Raw genomic sequence first — 20,046 nt, 5'->3', positions numbered from 1 at the left:
TTCCTTCGTGAAAATAAATAGCCATCCTTATCTGAAGATCGCATTAAAAGGCATCGCCATCGTCCTGTTGATCATTTTCAGTAATTTATATTTGCAATGGTGTCAAAACAATCTTTCCGTTGAATTAGCCTTGAAATTTGCCTTTTCGTGGCATACAGCAAAGTTTTTCTTGGCTTGTGGGGTGCTACTGCTGGTGTATGGGGTGTTTGCCAGTTTGGCAGGTTCAGTACTGATCGGGGGCATCTTTTATAGTGTCGTCATCGGAATCTTAGGGTACGCCAACCATACGAAGATGGTCTATCGTCAAGAACCAATCTATCCTGATGATTTAAAGATGGTCACTCAATTCGACCTTCTACGAACCATGATCGGCAATGGCGCGTTTTTCTTAGCCATCCTCTTTGCTCTGGCGGCGATCGGGGCGATCGGCTGGAGTATCTATCGCAGCCGCAAATTAAACCGGCGTTTACAAGTAATGCGAGGGGCAGTGCTGGTCGTATGCTCGCTGGGCTTAGTCTATGTTTCACACTTCAACGACAGCAACAACCTTCTACGCAAAGCCTACAATCAGACGGCGCTCTGGATTCCGTATTCACAAAAAATGAACTATTACAATACGGGATTTATCGGTGGGTTTTTGTACAACTTGCGGGTAGATGCCATGACGAAGCCTGAGGGGTATTCAAAAGAAGCGATCCAAGCGATTGCGGATACCTACAATGCACAGGCGGCGGAGAAAAACCAAGACCGTGAAAGTGAAGCACCAAATATCGTTTATGTGATGAGTGAGAGCTTTTCCGACCCGAGCCATTTAAATGGCTTGTCGATCACCGGCGATCCGTTGAAAGACTATTACCACGTCGCCGATCAAACCATCAGTGGAAAAATGCTTTCGCAAAATTATGGGGGCGGTACGGCAAACATCGAATTTGAAGCGTTGACTGGTTTTGCCATGGGCCTATTGAATCCGCAAATGACAACGCCTTACACGATGCTAGTGCCGAAATTGACGCAACTGCCATCCTTGGTTTCTTTCTTGGAACAATCAGGGTATACGGCAACGGCGATCCATCCTTACGATACATCAATGTACAAACGCAAGGATGTCTATGGGGTGATGGGGTTTGAACAGTTTATCGATCAAGATACGATGACCTATACCGACAAAATCGAAAATAATCCTTACATCTCTGATGAGGCGGCCTACAAAGAAGTGCTGGCATTGTTGGAAAACGATCAGCAACCGCAATTTGTCCATTTAGTGACGATGCAGACCCATATGCCCTATGCTGGCAAATACGATACGCTGAATTACCAAGCGAGCGGTCCGGGCAATATGGCTTCCTTGGAAAACTACCTACAGGATATCTCTTATAGCAGTACAGCGTTGAAAAACTTTGTGGCTGAATTAGAGCAGCTGGATCGGCGAACGTTGGTCGTCTTTTGGGGCGATCATTTACCAGGCATTTATGCCGATGAAATCAAGGATCAAAATGAAACGGCTGCCCTGCATGAAACCGAGTTTTTGATGGTTGATTCGCAAGGGAATTTTGCACCAGAAGATGTACCAATAACAAGTCCTTTTTATTTTGCACCGAACCTATTAGAAGCCAGTGATCAACCAACCAGCGGATTTTACCAGTTGTTGTTGGCCTTGCAAGATGAGTTGCCGGCTTTTGAACTGGGTCAATATTATCAAGAGGGACAATGGCAGACGACTCTTGCGTTGGATCAAGAAGCCCAAGAAATCTATGATGCCTATAGTTTGATCCAATACGATGTGCTACAAGGAGAGCAATACAGTTTAACGACTGGTTTGTTTGACTAAATAAAACATAAAATAGCGCCCTATCCTGTGACTGACACTGGGATAAGGCGCTTTTGTGTGTGTGAAGTTATAATTCCTGCCATTTGCGGTTTTGATCAAAATTATTGGCGGCGGCATAGGCGTCTTGAACGATCGTTTCAGGGTAGCCCATGACTTTTAAGAGGGCGATCGCGTTGCGGCTCAAGGCAGGACCGGATTTGACCTTGTAATCAAAGGAGATGCCGTCATCTTCCGTGACTTGTTCAGAAAAATGAATGTTGCGGCAATCATTTTTCAAAATTTCAGTCAGCTCAATATCATGGGTAGCGACAAAGGCCAATGATGGGTAGGCTCGCAACCAATGGATGATGCTGGCAGAAGAAGCGATTCGTTCCACCGTATTGGTTCCTTTTAAAATCTCATCAACAAAACAGTAGCAGCGCTGTTTCGTGGCAACGGTATCTAGCAGGCGTTTGATGGATTTGATCTCCGCCACGAAATAGCTGTCGCCTTCAAATAGATCATCTTCGACAGCCATCGAGGTAATGACGTGACCAGGAACCATCGTAAAGGTTTCAGCTACTGCTGTCTGGATCGTTTGTGCCAAAATACAGTTGATGGCGACACTTTTGACATATGTCGATTTGCCTGAGGCATTGGAGCCAGTTACAAGGGTATTGTGGTTCCAAGTGACATCATTCATGACTGCTTCACTCAGAAGGGGATGATACGTACCCGTTGCTTCTACACCTCCGCTTGTTTGGAAGGTCGGTAGGCAAGTGATGGGCATATACGTGCGAAAATTTAAAATGGCGGCTGCGACTTCCAATTTTCCCAGCAAATTCCACAGATCGATGGCTGCTTGTTGGTGTTTGGCCAGAGTAGTGGTGACCGTTTGATAGGAAATAAACGGCAGCATAAAAATGATATTGATGTATTCAAACAACATGTCTCCTTCGCTGCCGTTTTTGGCACGAAACGAGAAAGCGAAACGAGTGATCTTCTTTAATGGTGCCAAGGATTGTTTGATCTCATCTTGGAGGGGCGTGTTGATTTTAGCGATCTGACTGCCACAGGCAATCGTTTGAACCAAATAGCGCATGCTGTTCAGTTCTGTTTCCAGCTTGGCTTTTTTGATAGAGTAATAGATCGTATTGAAAACGACACTAATCAACGTCAACAGGAGGCCTTGGACAATCCCCAGCAGGAGCAGCAAGATGCCGACTAATGGCAGCACACCTAAAAAGACAAAGAACGGCAGAGAACCGATCGATTGCGCCGCTTCATTGGCCAAGTAGGCTTTCGAAAAATTATCATCTTGTTTTCCTAAACGAGCAAACGTATATTGGGATTGTTCGCGTGCGGCACTGTCAGCAGCAAAAAAGTCGATCAATTTGGTCAGCTGTTTGTCCGGCTTGAAGTGGAAATTGCGTAATTGCTGGTACAACGCTTCTGAACCAACACTGGAAAACGTCAGATTAATGGACTCAAACAACGAAAAGCCATCCAAGTCATACCAAGTGATGTCATCGACCTCGCTATCAAAATCGTGAAACTTCTTCTCAGTCAGCCAAGCTTTTTTCAAACTCGCTTCTTTATCAAAGCGGGGCTGACGGGGAAGTTTTCCCCAAGCAAGCCGAACGTAACGGCGTACTTTGTATCGATTCCAGATATCTAGTGCGGTCAAGATGAGAATGCTGGCGAGTATGATCAAAATGACCATCGTTTGTGGTTCCATATGCAAAAGTCCTCCTAATGGCTAATGAATGCTGGCTAAAGCTAAGTGTTGCTGTGGGCAGGATCGATTTCTTTTAAACAAGCATAGATCCGTTCAATATCTTGGGTCGTGCCTCGCAGCTCGAAATCCGCTAAGAACGGAATCGAAAATTGTTCCGCATATTGCTTTGCGGTCAAGCAATATTGATAATTAAAGTTTTTGTTGCCGCTGCCGATCACGCCTAAGCAAAGAGCGGCGTTGTTTTCATAGTCAATGTATTCCCGCATGGTTTCTGTAAGGATCTCCTGATCGCCGTTATCGACGCCGTTTCCACCTTCTAAATAGGTAGGGACAAAAACCACATAAGGTTCGTCTTCTTGTTCAAAGACACTATTGTCATGAATTTCTTTGGCTTCCCAAGTGCTCGGTGTGTCTTGCTGATCTGCATAGGCCAACAAGCGGTTGACGAATGCACGGGTATTTCCAGAGATTGAAATATAAAGTAGTTTCATTTTTTTATCACCTTCCGCTTTCTAGTATAACAGAAACCATTTATGAAAAGAGGAGAACTTCGGCAGTCTTTTCTAGTAAAATGCAGCCAAAGGCTTTAAACTGAGAGAGGAGTCCAATACAAAGGAGTGGCAATAATGTTTTCAAAAATGCATCATGTGGCGATCATCGCTAGTAATTACCAACAGACCAAAGAGTTTTATGTAGAAAAATTAGGCTTTGAAGTGATTCGTGAACATGCGCGCCCAGAAAAGAAAGATGTAAAAATCGACTTGCGCTTTGGGGAATCAGAAATAGAACTGTTTGTGGTGGAAAAACCACCAGCAAGACCAAGTTTTCCCGAAGCAGCCGGCTTGCGACATTTGGCCTTTGCGGTGGAAAATATTGAAGCAGTCGTAGCGGAGTTAGCCACTAAAGGGATTGTGTGCGAACCGATTCGTTTTGATACCTTCACCAATAAGAAGATGACCTTTTTCCAAGATCCAGACGGCTTGCCGTTGGAATTACATGAATAAACAAGGAAGACTTTGTGTTGATCCTTTGTCGATTCAACTTGGTTTTTCTTGAGAGAATTGTTATTCTATGTATAGAAGCAAGGAGGAAAAAACATGATAAGATTTGCAAAAGAAGAAGATCGTTTTGTCATGGCTGAACTCGTTTTAGTCATTTTAAAGGACATGGAATTGCCGTTTGTCAAAGAGATCGGAGAAGCCAAGACCTTAGAGATATTGGCAGATGCCATGCTAGAACCCGATTATCGTTACGGCTTTCGCCGTGCGCTAGTCAATGAGATCGACGGAGAAGTTGCTGGCGTCGCCTTTGGATATCCAGACAAAGAAGAGGCGACGATCGATCAGCCTCTAGATAAAGTGCTGGAACAGTACGGTTTGAGTAAAGACATGAAGCTGTTTATCGATGAAGAGACTTTACCAAATGAATGGTACTTAGATACCATCTGTGTGGCTGAGAAATTTCGGGGCAAAGGCGTCGGCTCAGCCTTGTTAGAAGCATTGCCGAAAATTGCTTCTAGAGATGGTTATGAGGTGATCGGCTTGAGTGTTGACCGAGCAAATCCCCATGCGAAGCGGCTCTATGAAAAGCACGGATTTGAAGTCGTGGCCCAAAGAGAGATCAGTGGCCATCTTTACGACCATATGCAAAAAAGAACCAGCTGATTTTTCAGCTGGTTCCATTTGTTAGTCGAAGCTCAAGAGGATGGTCTTTTTTGCGGTGCCGATTGTACAGCCAGTAATCCATGACGGCCGCAATACAGATGCAGACCGGCGCATCCCGGTCATCGACAACATCCAGTACATAATAATCCCCCGTCAACAAGGTCGCTTTGTCCATCTCCATAATCTTTTTATTGAAATGATGGATCCCATAGCGATGATTATAGATATCGCCGTGGACCGCCCAGTGAAGCTGCTGGATATAGTAGAAATCACCTGGCCAGTTAAAGATTTTTTGCAGTGTACCGACTTTCTCAAAGTCTTTGTAGATCTCAAAGCGTGTACCAAAAGTAAAGCTGATTTGTTTGATACTAGCGACCATTTGCCCATTTAAACGGTAAAGGGAGAGGGCATCGCCCTTGGTTCCCCAACGTCCCACCATCAAAAATAGTGATTTGCCTGTTTCATCTTTGACAATGGTTCGTGTGACTCTGCTAAGTTGCCTATCTTGGATGAAAAATTCTGACATACTTACGCCTCCTCATGTATCCCCAAAAAGCTGCGTGGTTTAAAGATTTTCATCAATTGCCCGAACGATTGCTTTGCCGACACCAGCCTCAATATTGGTGTCCGTCAAATACTTCGCGACTTCTTTTACCTCTAACTCGCCATTTCCCATTGCAAAACTAACGCCTGCCAGTTGCAGCATACTTACATCATTTAAGTTGTCACCGATCGTCATCACTTCCGCCAGTGAGATCATCCGATCTTTGGCGACATGTGCCACTGCGATTCCTTTTTGCGCGTTTCGGTGGTTGATCTCAATATTGTTTTGTCCAGAAGAAGTCACCACTAAATCGCCGTACCCATCGATGATTTTCGTGATAGGACCCAATACCCGCGCACCATCTTGATGGAAGCAGATCACTTTCAAAAATTCTAATTCTTCGATCGAAAACAACTCACTGAAATCATCGACATAATTGATCGGTAAAAATTCTAAACGGGCAGCTGTCATAGCAATCGCCATCTTATGAGTGAGATGGGGCATTGCTTCTGCCGTATGGATCGCAAAATTTTCGATCCGACGTGTCTGACTTTCCGAATAGATCCCATTGCTCGTTGAGACCTCAAAATAGATGTCGTTTTCTTTTAGTAGGTCGATCAACGAACGAGTTTGTTCATGGCTGATCGGCACAGTAAATAATGAATTACCCGCTTCGTCATAGACTTGGGCCCCATTCAAGGTGATCATTGCACAGTCGATCCCGGCTTCTTGCAGCGGCGGCAATGCCTCTTTACGGTTACGGCCAGTTGCGACCATAAATTCGATTCCTTTGGATTGGGCATATTTGATTGCTTGGATATTTTCTTCTGAAATCTGCATACTGGCATTTAAAAGCGTACCATCCATATCAGAAGCAATTAATTTGATCATTGTCAGCGTCCTTTCTTAATCGTTTCTACAAATAGTGTACCATAAATCACGGATTTTTTTCTTTCGAAGAGTAATTCTTGTTTCTAAGGGGAGGGATTTGTTATCCTAGAAGAAAACAAAGGAGATTCGCCATGAAACGACTATTGGACAATGATTGGCAAGAACAATTGCAGGAATCATTTGAGCAACCCTATTACCAACAACTACGGGCTTTCTTGAAACAAGAATATGCCCAGCAAAAGATCCATCCAGCGATGGATCATATTTATGAAGCACTTAAACTGACACCATACCATGACGTAAAAGTTGTCATCTTAGGTCAAGATCCTTATCATGGCCCTCACCAAGCCCACGGACTGTCGTTTTCCGTGCAGCCGGGGGTCAAAATACCGCCTTCCTTACGCAATATTTACAAGGAATTAGCCGATGACTTAGGGATTGCACCTGTGTCCCATGGCTATCTTGTGCCATGGGCGCAGCAAGGGGTCTTATTGTTGAATACCGTATTGACGGTACGTGAGGGACAAGCCTATTCACATCACGGGCATGGCTGGGAGCAGCTGACAGATACGATTATCGAAAAATTGAATCAACGAGAAAAACCGGTCATTTTTGTGCTTTGGGGCAAACCCGCTCAAAAGAAAGCCGCTTTACTAGATACCAGCAAACATATTATTATAACAGCGCCTCATCCAAGTCCGTTGTCGGCACATCGAGGATTCTTTGGTTCAAAGCCTTTTTCTAAGATCAATCAAGCGTTGCTGGCATTAGGGGAAGAACCGATTTCTTGGGCGTTACCGGAAAAAATAACACAGTTGTAAAACTGTGTTATTTAGAACTGATGATTTTGTGAAAAAGGTAACGATATTTAAAATAATCGACTAATACAGGATTTTTATCTGTTCTTTTTTTCGCAGTTATTGTACAATGGAAGGGTATAAAAAAACTGGAGGTCTTTACCCGTGGAATTATTCGAAAGTTTAAAATTTAAAATCGTGCGTCGTCATATCAAAATCGTTTTTCCAGAAGCAACAGATCCTCGTATCTTAGGTGCTGCTAGCCGTCTACGTTCAGAAGAATTGATTGAACCCGTTTTGATCGGTAACCCGGTTGAAATCGAAAAAGCAGCAGAAGCTCGCGGAATCAACGTATCAAACTTTGAAATTTTAGATCCTGAAAATTATGATCGTTGGGATGAAATGGTTGAAGCTTTTGTGGAACGCCGCAACGGCAAAGCAACGAAAGAACAAGCAGAAGAAATCTTAAAAGATGTCAACTATTTCGGTACAATGTTGACTTACATGGGCATTACTGAAGGAATGGTTTCCGGAGCGATCCATTCTACGGGTGATACAGTAAGACCCGCTTTACAAATCATCAAAACAAAACCAGGTGTGAGCCGTACAAGTGGTGCTTTCTTAATGGTTCGTGGTCGTGACCAAGAAAAATACTTGTTCTCAGACTGTGCCATCAATGTAAACCCAAATGCACAAGAACTAGCAGAAATCGCTGTTGACTCAGCGAAAACCGCTGAATTATTTGAAATCGATCCAAAAGTTGCTATGTTAAGCTTCTCAACGAAAGGTTCTGCGAAAGCACCGGAAGTAGATAAAGTCGTTGAAGCAACAAAAATCGCCAAAGAATTGGCACCAGAATATCAAATCGATGGAGAATTGCAATTCGATGCTGCGTATATCTCAGCAGTTGCGCAATTGAAAGCTCCTGAATCTGAAGTAGCAGGTAAAGCAACCGTCTTTGTTTTCCCCGATTTACAATCAGGAAACATTGGCTACAAGATCGCCCAACGTTTCGGTAACTTTGAAGCGATTGGACCAATCTTACAAGGGTTGAACAAACCAATCTCTGATTTGTCCCGTGGTTCAAATGAAGAAGATGTCTACAAATTATCAATCATTACTGCGGCACAAACATTAATGGAAAAATAAGCAGCCAATCGCTGCACTTATGAAAAACTGATCCCTTGAGGGTCAGTTTTTTGTTTTGCTTTTGGAAAGTTGAGGGCAACAAAGCAGGGGGCGTCCATATGAATCAACGATCCAGTGGTCGTCGGGAAATTTTCCTTAAGCTCCTTCTTTACAATTCCTTGAAAAACAAGCTATACTAGCAACTAGTAAATTAGATTGATCAAAGGATGGGGACTATGTTTACCATTAACGACTTAGAAGCAACCGCAGCATTTGCAAAAATCATTGGAGAAGTAGCCGAGCCAGGGGATAATCTGGTATTGACGGGCGACTTGGGTGCTGGCAAAACAACATTGACGAAAGGCATCGCCTTGGGGTTAGGGATCGAGCAACTGATCAAAAGTCCGACCTATACGATCATTCGTGAATATACCAATGGGCGGATGCCCCTGTACCATATGGATGTCTATCGGGTGGAATACGGTGCAGAAGATTTAGGACTGGATGATTATTTCGAAGGGGATGGCTTGTGTGTGATCGAGTGGGGCAATCTCTTAGAAGCCTCCCTGCCAGAGGATTATTTAGAACTGATTTTGGAAAAAGATGATACAGATGAACAAAAACGTCTTGTGAAATGTCATGCATATGGCACCAAAGCAACCGCCTTTTTGCAACGGATCACAACCAAATGGCAGGCAGCCCATGAGTGAGATCCAATTACAGATCAAAGAAGCCACGGGTGCTGATGCGAAAGCCGTGTTAGCAGTCAGTCAACAGCTAGGAGAAGAAACGGATTTTCTCTTAATGGATGAAAGCGGCTTGGCGTTGCCAGAAGCCCTATTGGCAGAACAGCTGGATGCTATCTATGAACGGGAGGACTATTTGCTGTTGTTGGCATTTGATCAAGAACAATTGATCGCCATGGCATCAGTCAAAGGCAACGAAGAGTGGCAATTAGCCCATGTCGGGGAGATCGGTATCTCGATTTTAAAAGACTATTGGGGCTTGGGCTTAGGTTCGCTCCTGATTGAAGAATTACTGGACTGGGTAGTAGAAGTTGGCGAATTGACCCGCATCGAGTTGACCGTCCAAGCGAGAAATCTACGAGCGATCCATCTGTATCAAAAATTTGGTTTTTTAACAGAAGGCTGCATGAAAGAAGCAGTGCAAACCCGCGAGGGGCAAAAAGTTGACGTCTTGATGATGGCACGTCTTTTTGAATCATAAAAAAGGAGTGAAGGAAATGGAGTTTCGGGAACCGACGATCGCAGACTGCGATCAAATCGAAGCGTATCGGCAAGCCTTCGAGAAGAATCAAGAAGTCATCCATGGTGGGGCAGGACTTGTAGAAAGTCCGACAGCTAAAGACTGGCTAAAGGGATTGGCGGATTTTAAAACAGCAGAAACGGTACCAGAAGGATTCGTTCCCGCCCGTACCTATCTGGCTATCCAAGATCAAAAAGTGGTCGGTCTCTTGAATCTGCGTCTGACACTTAATGCGTATTTGCGCCAAATTGGCGGACACATCGGGTATTCGGTGCACCCAGACCATCGAAAGCAAGGCATCGGCTCGGCAATGTTGGCACAGTCATTGGTAAAGGCCAAACAATTTGGCTTGAACAACGTGTTAGTAACCTGTGAAGAAGCCAATCGCGCCTCCGCCAAAGTCATTGAAAACAACGGAGGTAAATTGACAGAAAAAGTCATTGATCCTGAAGATGGCGCTATAATCTGTCATTATTGGATCGATCTGACTTAAAATGAATCCTTCCTTAAATGAAAACGTGCGTCCTAAAGGCTAGCGCAATGCTGACTTTAGGACGCACGTTTTCATTTATTTGACTAAAACCAATTTTTTTAATGGATCGATACCAAATTCTTCTTCTTGACGCAATAAGATTTGGGCACATGCCCGACTATCTTCTAGTGCATCATGGTGGTTTAGTAAAGGAATCTGTAATTGCTCACAAACCGTGTTTAATTTGTGGTTCGTAAATTCTGGATACAGCTTGCGGCTCGTTCGCACCGTGCATAAGGAAAGGTAATTTGGTTGTGACAACCCATAATAGTCAAGACACCCCGCCAAAACGCCGGTATCAAAACCAGCATTATGCGCAACGATCAGACTGTTTAATTGATAATATTGTTGGATTTGTTTCCATACGTCAGGAAACTTAGGCGCTTCTTGCACATCTTCTGGACGGATGCCATGAATTTGAATGTTTTTCCAAAAAAATTCCGTTTCCGGTTGGATCAATGTGTAATATTCGCCCACGATTTTGCTGTCTTGCACCATGACAAGTGCAAGGGAACAGGCACTATGCTTTTGATAATTTGCTGTTTCAAAGTCCATTGCGATAAAATTCATCAGACTCACCTCATTGCCATTCTAGCACAAAATCAAAGAATGAAAAGCGAACAAACGTTAAGAAAAACTGAAGTTTTCCTACGGTTAGTTGAGATCCAGTTCCACCGGACAATGGTCACTGCCGATGATATCTGTATGGATCTTGGCGTCTAGCAAGCGCTCATTTAAGTCATCCGAAACGACAAAGTAATCGATGCGCCAGCCGGCATTGTTTTTGCGAGCGTTGAAACGGTAGCTCCACCAAGAATAAATGCCTTCTGCATCTGGATAGAAATAACGGAACGTATCGGTAAAGCCAGCAGCCAAAAGAGTTGAAAACTTTTCCCGTTCTTCAGGTGTAAACCCAGCACTTTTTTGATTGGTTTTCCAGTTTTTGATATCGATATTTTTATGGGCAACATTCAAATCACCACAGAGAATCACTGACTTTTGTTGTTTCAATTCAGTCAAGTAAGCCAAAAAGGCATCTTCCCAAGTCATGCGATAATCCAAGCGGCGCAATTCATTTTGGGAATTTGGTGTGTAGCAAGTAATCAAGAAAAATTCAGGATACTCCAGCGTGATGACTCGACCTTCCGTATCATGTTCTTCGATCCCTAATCCATAACGGACAGATAGCGCAGGTTCTTTTGCGAAAATCGCCGTGCCAGAATAGCCTTTCTTCTCCGCATAATTCCAGTATTGATGATAGCCTGGTAAATCCAATTCGATCTGACCTTCTTGCAGCTTTGTTTCTTGTAAACAAAAGAAATCAGCATCGAGGGCTTCAAACACTTCAGAAAAATTTTTTTTAACGATGGCCCGTAAACCATTCACATTCCAAGAAATAAATTTCATTAAGACTCCTCCTTATTTTCCACTACGCCTCCCATTTTACCTAAAAAAGCCAGAAGCGCAAAGCAAGTGAGCGGAATAAGGAAAACAAGGAGGAAGAATGAGGATTAAATTTGGATGCTAGAGAAAATTCGTTTGTGGTACGAAAAAGGATTAATAAATCCTTACTTTTCCTTACGTTTTATGTTACAATCGTTTTGAAAAGGGGGCAGTTCACATGACGATCAAAGCGCAAGTTTCAGCGAAAATGACTTCGAAAAATCAAATAACTATTCCAAAAAGTGTGCGGCAAAAGTTAGGCTTAAAAGAGAATCAGCGGGTAATTTTTGAATTTACTCCAGAAGGCGAGATCAAGGTAACAGGCGAAAAAGCAGCACCTTCCTTTGAAGATTTTTGGAAACAAGAATTAGCGATCGTGGAAGAAACGGGGAAATTTGATACAGGTGAGATGTTTTTTGGAGAAGATTTAGGTGAGGAGAATATTGAATGGTAAGACAAGGAGATATTCTTTTTATTGACTTAAATCCCACCAAAGGAAATGAAATGGCAAAAAAAAGACCGTGTGTGGTGGTTAGTAATGATTATTATAACAAGAGTTTCAATACCGTCTTAGTGATGCCAATCAGTAGCTCAAAAAAATATGTAGAAGAAAAATTCGCTCGATCGAATGCGTTTCAAACAGTTACCGAAACACAAAAGAGTAAAGTTCAAGGGACGATTCTTTGTCAGCATATTCGCAGTGTGGACCTCTTGCATCGCAGCAACTTAGAAGTAGTCGATAAAGTCACTACGGAGATGAAAGAACGATTATCTGAAATAACAAAACACTTTTTTTGAAGCTTACTCTTTATTAATCAGGTCATTCGATTATTAAGCTTTTCTTTGATTCACCAGAGGTAGCAACTTTTCCTTGAACATGCTAAAATAAGTGAGATGTTTATTGTGAAAGGAAACCTTCTCGTGAATAAAGACTTGATGATTGCGCAATTCCCTGAAATTGCCTTATTAAAAGATGAACCCTTATTGAACTATACGTATACAAAAACTGGTGGACCGGCAGACATTTTGGCTTTTCCCAAAACAGCAGAAGAGGCTAAACAGCTGCTTGATTATTGCCGAGAACAAGCGATTCCTTGGATCGTCTTAGGAAACGCCAGCAACTTGATCGTCCGTGATGGTGGTATTCGCGGCGTGGTGATCATGCTGTCGGAAATGAACCAAATCGTGGTAGACGGCACTTCTTTGATCGTCGATGCTGGAGCAAAGTTGATCGATACCACCTATGTCGCTTTGCATGAATCCTTGACTGGTTTTGAATTTGCCTGCGGGATTCCCGGCAGTGTCGGCGGTGCCGTCTTTATGAATGCAGGCGCTTATGATGGCGAGATCCAAGATGTCTTTGCGTCCTGCGACGTTTTGCTGGCTAATGGTCAAATCGTGACATATACCAAGGAAGAAATGGAATTTGCTTATCGTCATAGCAAATTGCAAGAGCAAAAGATGATCATTTTGAGCAGTCGCTTTGATCTAGCAAAAGGCGATCAAGAGCAAATCAAAAAGCGGATGGATGAACTGACAGAATTGCGGCAATTGAAGCAACCGCTAGAATACCCCTCTTGTGGGAGTGTCTTCAAACGCCCAGTCGGTCATTTTACCGGCAAGCTGATCCAAGATGCAGGCTTACAAGGATTGAAATGGGGCGGTGCCCAAATTTCGGAAAAACATGCGGGCTTTATCGTGAATGTCGATCAAGCAACAGCCACGGATTACGTTGAACTGATCGCTCATATCCAACAAGTCATCAAAGAAACTTTTGATGTCACCTTAGAAACAGAAGTCCGAATCATCGGCGAAGAATAGATTAGCGAAAAGATTGTCCCCCGGGGCAATCTTTTTTTCATGAGAGCTAATAAAAAGAGCTTAGGATTGTAAGCTTTCGCAGTCTTCGGTACAATAAACGAAAAGGAGTGAGCAGGATGAAAAAGTGGGGATGCGTCATTTTGTTTGTTGGGTTCGCCTTTCTTTTCGGTGGTTGTACGAAATTACCGCAAGAACAGTTTGCCGAACAGTTAACGAATCAGCAAGCAACGAATGCTGGTGAATTCCAAGCGACGATCGATACCTTTGAGATGGGTAGCAGCAGCGAATACGGTCAAGAAGCCGATAGGTATGCCTCTATGTTGATGTCACAGTTAGTCGGCTCGTCATTTAAAGGGGATTTCGTCCAGGACAAAGAAACCAAAGCGATTTTACTCAATCTGGCAGTTGCTTATGGCGGTCAGGAGCTGCCGATCAAGTTGATCGTCGATCCAGAAAAACAAGAAGCGTATGTGTCAGCTGAAATCTATGAAACACTGCAAGGGTATATCAGCGCATTTGGTAGTGACAGTTATGGGACAAATCCAGACGCTGCGGAATATGAAGGCAAATACCTGCGCATCGATCAAGAAACCTTGGATTCTTACTTTGGCGAAGAAACTTTTGCAGAGGACGGCGAGGGGACAACCGAAGCAGAAAAAGCGCCTGAAAACCTCTTTACCATGAACAGTCTTTTTCATAATGAGACATTTGCAGACTATTTGAAAACCTTTGAACCGGATGCTTTCAAAAGAGATGGAGATACGATCAGCCATACGTTTACCAAAGAAGAATTGGCAGATTATGCAACCTATGCCCAAGAACACGGTGCCGATCAAAAGCAAGTCGCCGAATTAGAAACGATGCTGGAAGAAGTCGAGCAGTTTGACTTAGCTATGACCGTCAATACGAAAACAAATCAGCAGAAAATGGCTTTTCACTTCGTGCAAGCGGATGAGCTGCAAACGACTATCGGAGCCACGGTGACTTTTACAGGAAAGAAAAGTGATACTGCCGTTGCGATCCCCACAGCGGAAGAATTGATTGACCCAGAAGAATTGTTTTCTCCCTATGATTATGGCTGGGATGACAGCTATGACGATGGGTATGAGAATGATTATGATGATGAGTACTGGGATAGCTATGATGAAGCCGATGATTGGTCTTCTTATATGCTGACGGATGAGGAGTTCGAGGAACTGCTACTGCAAATCAAGCAAGAGCTGCCTTATTTGACCCAAGCAGATATCGATGATTATCTGACATTTTATGAAGAGTATTTGACCCAAGAGCAGTATCAAGAGCTTGTCGAAGCACTCCAGATGACACAAAGTTTATGAGTCACTCAAAAGGGAAGCGACCGCCTAAGTTAGCCAAAAAGCTAACTTTAGGCGGTCGCTATTTTTTAGATTCGATTTTTTTTGCGGTTCATGACTAAGCGCAAAAGAACGGTTCCAACTGCCATCGTGGCGATTCCCGCTACAATGGCTTCAGGCACGCCTTGGGCGAAGATCACACCCAAAATCGCTGCGTAAACAGCATTGCCGGCTTTTCCCACAACCTCCGCATATTCTTGCTGGAACAAGAAGTAGATTAAGTTCATTACCAGGATCGTATTCGTCAAACCTCCGGCAACACCAGCAATCAGTAGCGAAAGACTTTGCTGTTTGTTTTTCCAGATTTTTTGACAGCCTTTATAAACAAAATAAGGAACGACACCAATCAAAATACGGGGAATCAGCGCTACGAGGATCGCTTTCCAACTTCCTTGATCACTCCCATAAATCGGTACGAAAGGAGAGAAGACAAAAGAAAGCGGGGTGATGATCCAGGTCGAACGCACCATACTGATGATCCCAAAGGCGCCGCCTAAAAAGCCGCCGATCCGAGGGCCCAATACAATGGAAGCGATGATCACAGGAATGTGCATCGTTGTCGCATTGATTGGTCCTAAGGGAATAAACCCAAGAAAGGGTACCGATGCTAAAAGAATCAAGATTCCTAAAAAGAAAGCTGTTAAGACAAGTTCAAAAGTTGATATTTTTTTCATTATTAGACACTCCGTACTTCCAAAGCAGTCAATGCTTTTTCGAGAATCGTTTCTGTTGCTGCTAATGCGCCTCTGCCGAAATCACCGCAAGCCAGTAACGCTTCACGGGGTTCAATCTCTTGGAAGCCGACTTCTTTCAAAATCTCCAAATTTCTTTGAACAATCGGGTTTTCGTACATGACGGTATTCATGGCTGGTGCAATCAAGCGGGGCACGGATAACGGCAACGCTAAGGCAACTGTTGAGATCAAATCATCGGCTAACCCATGCGCCAGCTTGCCAATACTGTTGGCACTGGCTGGGGCGAGCAAGAAAAGATCGGCTTGTTTGGCTAGTTCAATATGGTTGATCCGATCTGGTTGGCGCTCTTGCATAACATCCACATGGATCGGGCGTTTGGATAATGACTGTAACGTCAAAGGCGTAATAAATTGTGTGCTATTTTGGGTCATTAAGACATCCACTGCATAGCCCTTTTTAGTTAATTCATTGGTCAGGTCGGCTGCTTTGTATGCAGAGATACTGCCGCTAACGCCAAGCAGAACGTGTTTTTGTTTCATGATTCTTTCTCCTTTTCTAAAAAACATCTAGCTAAGCACGCAGGTCATTGCGTAATGTGTCAACGATCAAGGTTGCAATCTCAGCTTTTGTGCGACCAGTCCCAATTTGTCCTTCTTGTGTCAAAAGGTGTCCAACATGCTGGTTTCCTGAAATTTGCGTCAAGTCGTTGGCCAACACATAATCCGCTTGGCTAGCCAGTAAACTTTTTCGTGCGACCGCAAACAACTCGTCTTCCGCTACGTCTACTAATAATTTGAATCCGACTAATAAGGTTGTCGGCTGTAATGCTTTGATGGTTTGGATCACTTTCGGGGTTTTCTTCAACACTAAAAACAAATGATCCGTATTAGAAGAAACTTTGCCTGCCGTTGCCTCAGATTGTGCGAGCACGTGTGCCATCAATGCCGGAGTGACCTGGTTGTCATAAGTCGGTAGGGCATCGTTGATTGCTTCATAAAAGGCTGCTTCTGAAAAATGAGCAGCAGGGGTAAAATCACTAACTGCCATACTGTGGATCACGGCAGCATACGAATGGGTCGTCAATAAATCGGTCAATTGCGCCAACAAGTCCGTGGTCCCTTCAATGAAATGACAGGTAACTCGTGGATCGGTAGGCGGTTGCTTGGCAGTTTTCGTCGTAACGTAATCGATGGTCACCTCAGGGTACCGCAGCCATTCATTGGCAATCGCTTGACCAAGTGAACCCGTGGAATGATTCGTGATTGCACGGACATCATCGATTTTTTCGGAAGTACCGCCAGCCGTAATCAAAATTCTCATTTCCCTTGTGACACCTCAACGATCGTCCGTCCTTGGTGCGTGCCAGCTAATAAAGCTGCCAACGTTTCTGGTAAGTCTTCCAAAGTGATGGCTTTCGTGTAAAGCTGATCGATCACATTCCACTCACCCGCTAATTTCTCCCATAATGCCGTGCGGATCTCATGGGAAACATTGACTGAATCGATCCCAATTACGCGAATCCCACGCAAAATAAAGGGTAAGACAGTCGTTTCGATTTTGATCCCACCAGCATTGCCGCATAAGAAGGCACCGCCCCCATAAGCGATTTGCGGAAGCACTGCCGCAAGCAATGGACCGCCAACAGTATCGATGACCGCTGCAAACGATTGTTTTGCTAATGGTCTGACCTTTTCGGGTACCACTTCATCCGGACGGATGATTTTTGCTGCGCCTAGGTCTAACAACCATTGCGCATCGGTTTTACGAGATAGCGCCACTATATTTGTATAGCCCAGTTTTTTCAATAAGGCAATGCTGACACTGCCGACGCCACCGCTCGCACCTGTCACCAAAATCGCAGCGTCTTTTGCTAAGTGCAGATGCTCTAATTCTTGCACCGCTAAAGCTGCTGTGAACCCAGCCGTGCCATAGGTCATACTGTCTTTCGCTGAAAAACCAGCAGAACGTTTCACGAGCCACTCGGCTGGGACCCGTTGAAATTGACTGTAACCGCCTGGGTGAGAAACCCCTAAGCCATAACCAGTCACTAAAACTTGATCGCCTGGGGCAAAATCAGCAGACTGACTGTCCACGACTTCCCCTGCTAAATCGATTCCCGGCGTCATCGGATACGTGCGAATCACACCGCCATTTTCATTTGCTGCCAAAGCATCTTTGTAATTAACATCTGAGTAATCAACACGGACAAGCACATCGCCTGCTGGCAGCTCGTCAAGGGTTGCAGTTGTGAGTGAAGCAGTAAAATTTGGTTCATTCATGACACGAAAGGTAGAGAAATTCGTCATTTCAGACACTCCTTTGATGGTTTGTACTCATAATACCATAAGTTTTATTTTTTTAACCAGTGAAGCAAGAAAAGGCAGGGCTTCTTATCAAAAAATCAGTAAAAACAGATCATTATTAAATCTACCTTTTCTTCGTTAAAATAGAAGATGTTCTTTTAAACCTGTGAAAAGCGAAAATGACGGGACCGCCAATCGTTTCCTTTATAGCACAAGCATTTAGCATCACTCCTTTTTTTGATTAGGAAGAAAAGAATTCAAAGAAATGAAGAAAAAAGGCTTGTGTTTTCTGCAATAATTTGTATACTAGAAAAAGTGAAATTAAACATGAAGTTTACTTATAGCAAACTTTTTATACTTGCAGTTGTGTCAATAAAAGGGGGAATGAACATGGAGATTGGCGAGAAGCTGCGCAATTTGCGCGTTCAAAAGAATTTGACCCAAGAAGAATTAGGTGAGCGGACCGATTTGACGAAAGGCTATATCTCACAGTTGGAACGTGATTTGAGTTCGCCTTCTATGGAAACTTTTTTTACGATCTTAGAAGTTTTAGGCGTGACACCAGAGGAATTTTTCCGAGAAGAAAATGCGCAGCATCAAGTGGTTTATCGCGAAGAAGATAGCACGCTTTATTATGATGAAGAAAATGGCTATGAATTGAAGTGGCTGATTCCCGATTCCAATGAAAAAGAAATGGAGCCAGTCTTGCTGACTTTTGATAAAGCCGGCGAATACAAGACCTTTGAACCATCGTTAGCAGAAACATTTATCTATGTCTTAGAGGGCAGTGTGGCGTTGTCGTTAGGAGAAACGCAGTACAAGGCTCGTAAAGGCCAATCGATCTATTATCAGGCGACTGAGCCGCATCAATTAAAAAATATCGCCGGCAAAAAAAGCCGTGTGCTCGTAGTCGTGACGGATTCTTATTTATAGTACAGGAGGAAAGAGTGTGGGAAAAACAATAATTTCATTCAACAATGTGGTGAAACGATTTGATGATGATGAAACAGTTTTGAAAAAAGTGAGTTTTGATATTGAAGAAGGTCGCTTTTATACATTGTTAGGTCCTTCAGGTTGTGGAAAAACAACTATTTTACGCATCATTGCGGGTTTTTCGGACGCAACAGAAGGCGACGTTTATTTTGATGGACAAAGAATCAATGACGTTCCTGCCAATCAACGGCAAGTGAATACTGTCTTTCAAGATTACGCCTTATTCCCACATATGAACGTTTTTGAAAATGTGGCATTTGGTCTGCGAATCAAAAAATTACCAAAAGATGAAGTGAATAAAAAAGTCTTAGAAGCGTTGCGGCTAGTGCAGCTTCCTGGTTATGAGAATCGTGAAATCAGCGAAATGTCTGGAGGACAACGCCAACGGGTCGCAATCGCACGAGCGATCGTCAATGAGCCCAAAGTATTGCTTCTTGATGAACCATTGTCCGCATTGGATTTGAAATTGCGAACCGACATGCAATACGAGCTGCGGGAATTGCAGCAGCGACTAGGCATCACCTTTATTTTTGTCACCCATGACCAAGAAGAAGCGTTGGCCATGAGTGATGAGATTTTCGTTATGAACAAAGGGAAGATCGTCCAAAGCGGCACACCAGTGGATATTTACGATGAACCAATCAACCATTTCGTGGCGGATTTTGTCGGTGAAAGCAACATCGTCACAGGTACGATGATCGAAGACAACTTAGTGGAGTTTGTCGGCAAGCAATTTGAATGTGTCGATGGCGGGATGCGGCCGAATGAAGCCGTTGAGATCGTGATCCGTCCAGAAGATTTGAATTTGACGACGGCGGAAAAAGGCAAGCTGGTCGTTGAAGTAGACACGCAATTGTTCCGAGGCGTGCATTACGAAATCATTTGTTACGACGAACAAGGCAACGAATGGATGGTTCACTCTACAAGAAAAGCCACTGAAGGAAGCAAGATCGGGCTTTCCTTTGAACCAGAAGACATCCACGTCATGCGTTTCAATGAGTCCGAAGAAGATTTTGATGCTCGTTTAGAGAGCTACGAAGATTAGGAGGGA

The 20,046-nt window shown here is 43.7% G+C and carries 24 protein-coding genes; 14 read left to right on the top strand and 10 right to left on the bottom strand.

Features of this window, described 5'->3' with window-relative positions; translation table 11 throughout:
- Positions 1-7: 7 nt before the first annotated feature.
- Positions 8-1,828, top strand: a complete 1,821-nt coding sequence (locus IGI88_RS03240; RefSeq protein ID WP_086297935.1) for an LTA synthase family protein — start codon at positions 8-10, stop codon at positions 1,826-1,828.
- 67 nt (positions 1,829-1,895) lie between these two features.
- On the opposite strand, the gene IGI88_RS03235 is transcribed toward IGI88_RS03240, so the two are convergent.
- Both IGI88_RS03235 and nrdI read right to left on the bottom strand, forming a co-directional pair.
- Positions 1,896-3,545 carry a MutS-related protein gene (locus IGI88_RS03235; RefSeq protein ID WP_086297932.1) on the bottom strand — a complete coding sequence of 550 codons (1,650 nt, stop codon included), beginning with the start codon at positions 3,543-3,545 and terminating at the stop codon, positions 1,896-1,898.
- A 41-nt stretch (positions 3,546-3,586) separates the two neighbouring features.
- Positions 3,587-4,036, bottom strand: coding sequence for a class Ib ribonucleoside-diphosphate reductase assembly flavoprotein NrdI (nrdI, locus tag IGI88_RS03230; RefSeq protein WP_005228511.1), 450 nt, complete (start codon positions 4,034-4,036; stop codon positions 3,587-3,589).
- A 135-nt stretch (positions 4,037-4,171) separates the two neighbouring features.
- Here nrdI and gloA2 point away from each other — a divergent pair, with 135 nt between their 5' ends.
- Positions 4,172-4,549 carry an SMU1112c/YaeR family gloxylase I-like metalloprotein gene (gene gloA2 / locus IGI88_RS03225; RefSeq protein ID WP_429960199.1) on the top strand — a complete coding sequence of 126 codons (378 nt, stop codon included), beginning with the start codon at positions 4,172-4,174 and terminating at the stop codon, positions 4,547-4,549.
- A gap of 93 nt (positions 4,550-4,642) precedes the next feature.
- Entirely contained in the window at positions 4,643-5,209 is a 567-nt protein-coding gene (locus IGI88_RS03220) for a GNAT family N-acetyltransferase (protein WP_005234129.1), read from the top strand.
- A 4-nt stretch (positions 5,210-5,213) separates the two neighbouring features.
- On the opposite strand, the gene IGI88_RS03215 is transcribed toward IGI88_RS03220, so the two are convergent.
- Both IGI88_RS03215 and IGI88_RS03210 read right to left on the bottom strand, forming a co-directional pair.
- Positions 5,214-5,735 (bottom strand): LURP-one-related/scramblase family protein, encoded by a 522-nt coding sequence (locus tag IGI88_RS03215; protein ID WP_005228514.1) that lies wholly within the window; start codon positions 5,733-5,735, stop codon positions 5,214-5,216.
- A gap of 39 nt (positions 5,736-5,774) precedes the next feature.
- Positions 5,775-6,644 (bottom strand): Cof-type HAD-IIB family hydrolase, encoded by an 870-nt coding sequence (locus IGI88_RS03210; RefSeq protein ID WP_016612723.1) that lies wholly within the window; start codon positions 6,642-6,644, stop codon positions 5,775-5,777.
- A 131-nt stretch (positions 6,645-6,775) separates the two neighbouring features.
- Here IGI88_RS03210 and IGI88_RS03205 point away from each other — a divergent pair, with 131 nt between their 5' ends.
- From IGI88_RS03205 to IGI88_RS03185, 5 genes are all read left to right on the top strand, one after another.
- Positions 6,776-7,465, top strand: coding sequence for a uracil-DNA glycosylase (locus IGI88_RS03205; RefSeq protein ID WP_005234138.1), 690 nt, complete (start codon positions 6,776-6,778; stop codon positions 7,463-7,465).
- Between the two features lie 141 nt (positions 7,466-7,606).
- A complete protein-coding gene (gene pta, locus IGI88_RS03200) occupies positions 7,607-8,590 on the top strand; it encodes a phosphate acetyltransferase (protein ID WP_008380699.1) in 984 nt (327 codons plus the stop codon).
- Positions 8,591-8,805: 215 nt separating this feature from the next.
- Entirely contained in the window at positions 8,806-9,279 is a 474-nt protein-coding gene (tsaE, locus tag IGI88_RS03195) for a tRNA (adenosine(37)-N6)-threonylcarbamoyltransferase complex ATPase subunit type 1 TsaE (RefSeq protein WP_034878371.1), read from the top strand.
- Positions 9,272-9,796, top strand: a complete 525-nt coding sequence (locus IGI88_RS03190) for a GNAT family N-acetyltransferase (RefSeq protein ID WP_008380704.1) — start codon at positions 9,272-9,274, stop codon at positions 9,794-9,796. Before tsaE ends, IGI88_RS03190 begins: the two co-directional genes overlap by 8 nt.
- Before the next feature lie 16 nt (positions 9,797-9,812).
- Positions 9,813-10,328, top strand: coding sequence for a GNAT family N-acetyltransferase (locus tag IGI88_RS03185; protein ID WP_429960198.1), 516 nt, complete (start codon positions 9,813-9,815; stop codon positions 10,326-10,328).
- 75 nt (positions 10,329-10,403) lie between these two features.
- Here IGI88_RS03185 and IGI88_RS03180 read toward each other — a convergent pair whose 3' ends face one another.
- Positions 10,404-10,937: a 3'-5' exonuclease gene (locus IGI88_RS03180; RefSeq protein WP_010749886.1), complete on the bottom strand. Its 534-nt coding sequence runs from the start codon at positions 10,935-10,937 to the stop codon at positions 10,404-10,406.
- Positions 10,938-11,021: 84 nt separating this feature from the next.
- Positions 11,022-11,774 (bottom strand): exodeoxyribonuclease III, encoded by a 753-nt coding sequence (locus IGI88_RS03175; RefSeq protein ID WP_016621610.1) that lies wholly within the window; start codon positions 11,772-11,774, stop codon positions 11,022-11,024.
- Positions 11,775-11,988: 214 nt separating this feature from the next.
- On the opposite strand from IGI88_RS03175, the gene IGI88_RS03170 reads away from it, so the two are divergent.
- The 4 genes from IGI88_RS03170 to IGI88_RS03155 all read left to right on the top strand — a co-directional run bounded on the left by IGI88_RS03170 (position 11,989) and on the right by IGI88_RS03155 (position 14,968).
- A complete protein-coding gene (locus IGI88_RS03170) occupies positions 11,989-12,264 on the top strand; it encodes an AbrB/MazE/SpoVT family DNA-binding domain-containing protein (RefSeq protein ID WP_005234145.1) in 276 nt (91 codons plus the stop codon).
- Positions 12,258-12,608 carry a type II toxin-antitoxin system PemK/MazF family toxin gene (locus IGI88_RS03165; protein WP_016621609.1) on the top strand — a complete coding sequence of 117 codons (351 nt, stop codon included), beginning with the start codon at positions 12,258-12,260 and terminating at the stop codon, positions 12,606-12,608. The genes IGI88_RS03170 and IGI88_RS03165 overlap by 7 nt, the downstream gene beginning before the upstream one ends.
- Positions 12,609-12,746: 138 nt before the next feature.
- Positions 12,747-13,631, top strand: a complete 885-nt coding sequence (murB, locus tag IGI88_RS03160; protein ID WP_370447898.1) for a UDP-N-acetylmuramate dehydrogenase — start codon at positions 12,747-12,749, stop codon at positions 13,629-13,631.
- 116 nt (positions 13,632-13,747) lie between these two features.
- On the top strand, positions 13,748-14,968 hold the full coding sequence (locus tag IGI88_RS03155) for a hypothetical protein (protein WP_429960197.1): 1,221 nt from the start codon (positions 13,748-13,750) through the stop codon (positions 14,966-14,968).
- A gap of 65 nt (positions 14,969-15,033) precedes the next feature.
- Here the strand turns inward: IGI88_RS03155 and IGI88_RS03150 are convergent, their stop codons facing one another.
- From IGI88_RS03150 to IGI88_RS03135, 4 genes are read right to left on the bottom strand one after another with little or no spacing between them, the layout of a single operon-like run.
- On the bottom strand, positions 15,034-15,678 hold the full coding sequence (locus tag IGI88_RS03150; protein ID WP_005228527.1) for an ECF transporter S component: 645 nt from the start codon (positions 15,676-15,678) through the stop codon (positions 15,034-15,036).
- Between the two features lie 2 nt (positions 15,679-15,680).
- Positions 15,681-16,238 carry a phosphopantothenoylcysteine decarboxylase gene (coaC, locus tag IGI88_RS03145; RefSeq protein ID WP_034878374.1) on the bottom strand — a complete coding sequence of 186 codons (558 nt, stop codon included), beginning with the start codon at positions 16,236-16,238 and terminating at the stop codon, positions 15,681-15,683.
- A gap of 31 nt (positions 16,239-16,269) precedes the next feature.
- Positions 16,270-17,019 carry a phosphopantothenate--cysteine ligase gene (gene coaB, locus IGI88_RS03140; RefSeq protein WP_429960196.1) on the bottom strand — a complete coding sequence of 250 codons (750 nt, stop codon included), beginning with the start codon at positions 17,017-17,019 and terminating at the stop codon, positions 16,270-16,272.
- A complete protein-coding gene (locus tag IGI88_RS03135) occupies positions 17,016-18,005 on the bottom strand; it encodes an acryloyl-CoA reductase (protein ID WP_429960195.1) in 990 nt (329 codons plus the stop codon). Before IGI88_RS03135 ends, coaB begins: the two co-directional genes overlap by 4 nt.
- A gap of 387 nt (positions 18,006-18,392) precedes the next feature.
- On the opposite strand from IGI88_RS03135, the gene IGI88_RS03130 reads away from it, so the two are divergent.
- The gene (locus IGI88_RS03130) at positions 18,393-18,935 is read left to right on the top strand and encodes a helix-turn-helix domain-containing protein (RefSeq protein WP_008380724.1); all 543 of its coding nucleotides are present in this window, start codon (positions 18,393-18,395) and stop codon (positions 18,933-18,935) included.
- Positions 18,936-18,951: 16 nt separating this feature from the next.
- Positions 18,952-20,040 carry an ABC transporter ATP-binding protein gene (locus IGI88_RS03125; protein ID WP_005228533.1) on the top strand — a complete coding sequence of 363 codons (1,089 nt, stop codon included), beginning with the start codon at positions 18,952-18,954 and terminating at the stop codon, positions 20,038-20,040.
- Positions 20,041-20,046 lie beyond the last annotated feature (6 nt).

The organism is Enterococcus sp. AZ179 (genome assembly GCF_050498885.1).
Taxonomy (GTDB): Bacteria; Bacillota; Bacilli; order Lactobacillales; family Enterococcaceae; genus Enterococcus_D; species Enterococcus_D entomosocium.
This window is presented reverse-complemented; position numbering and strand designations above follow the sequence as displayed.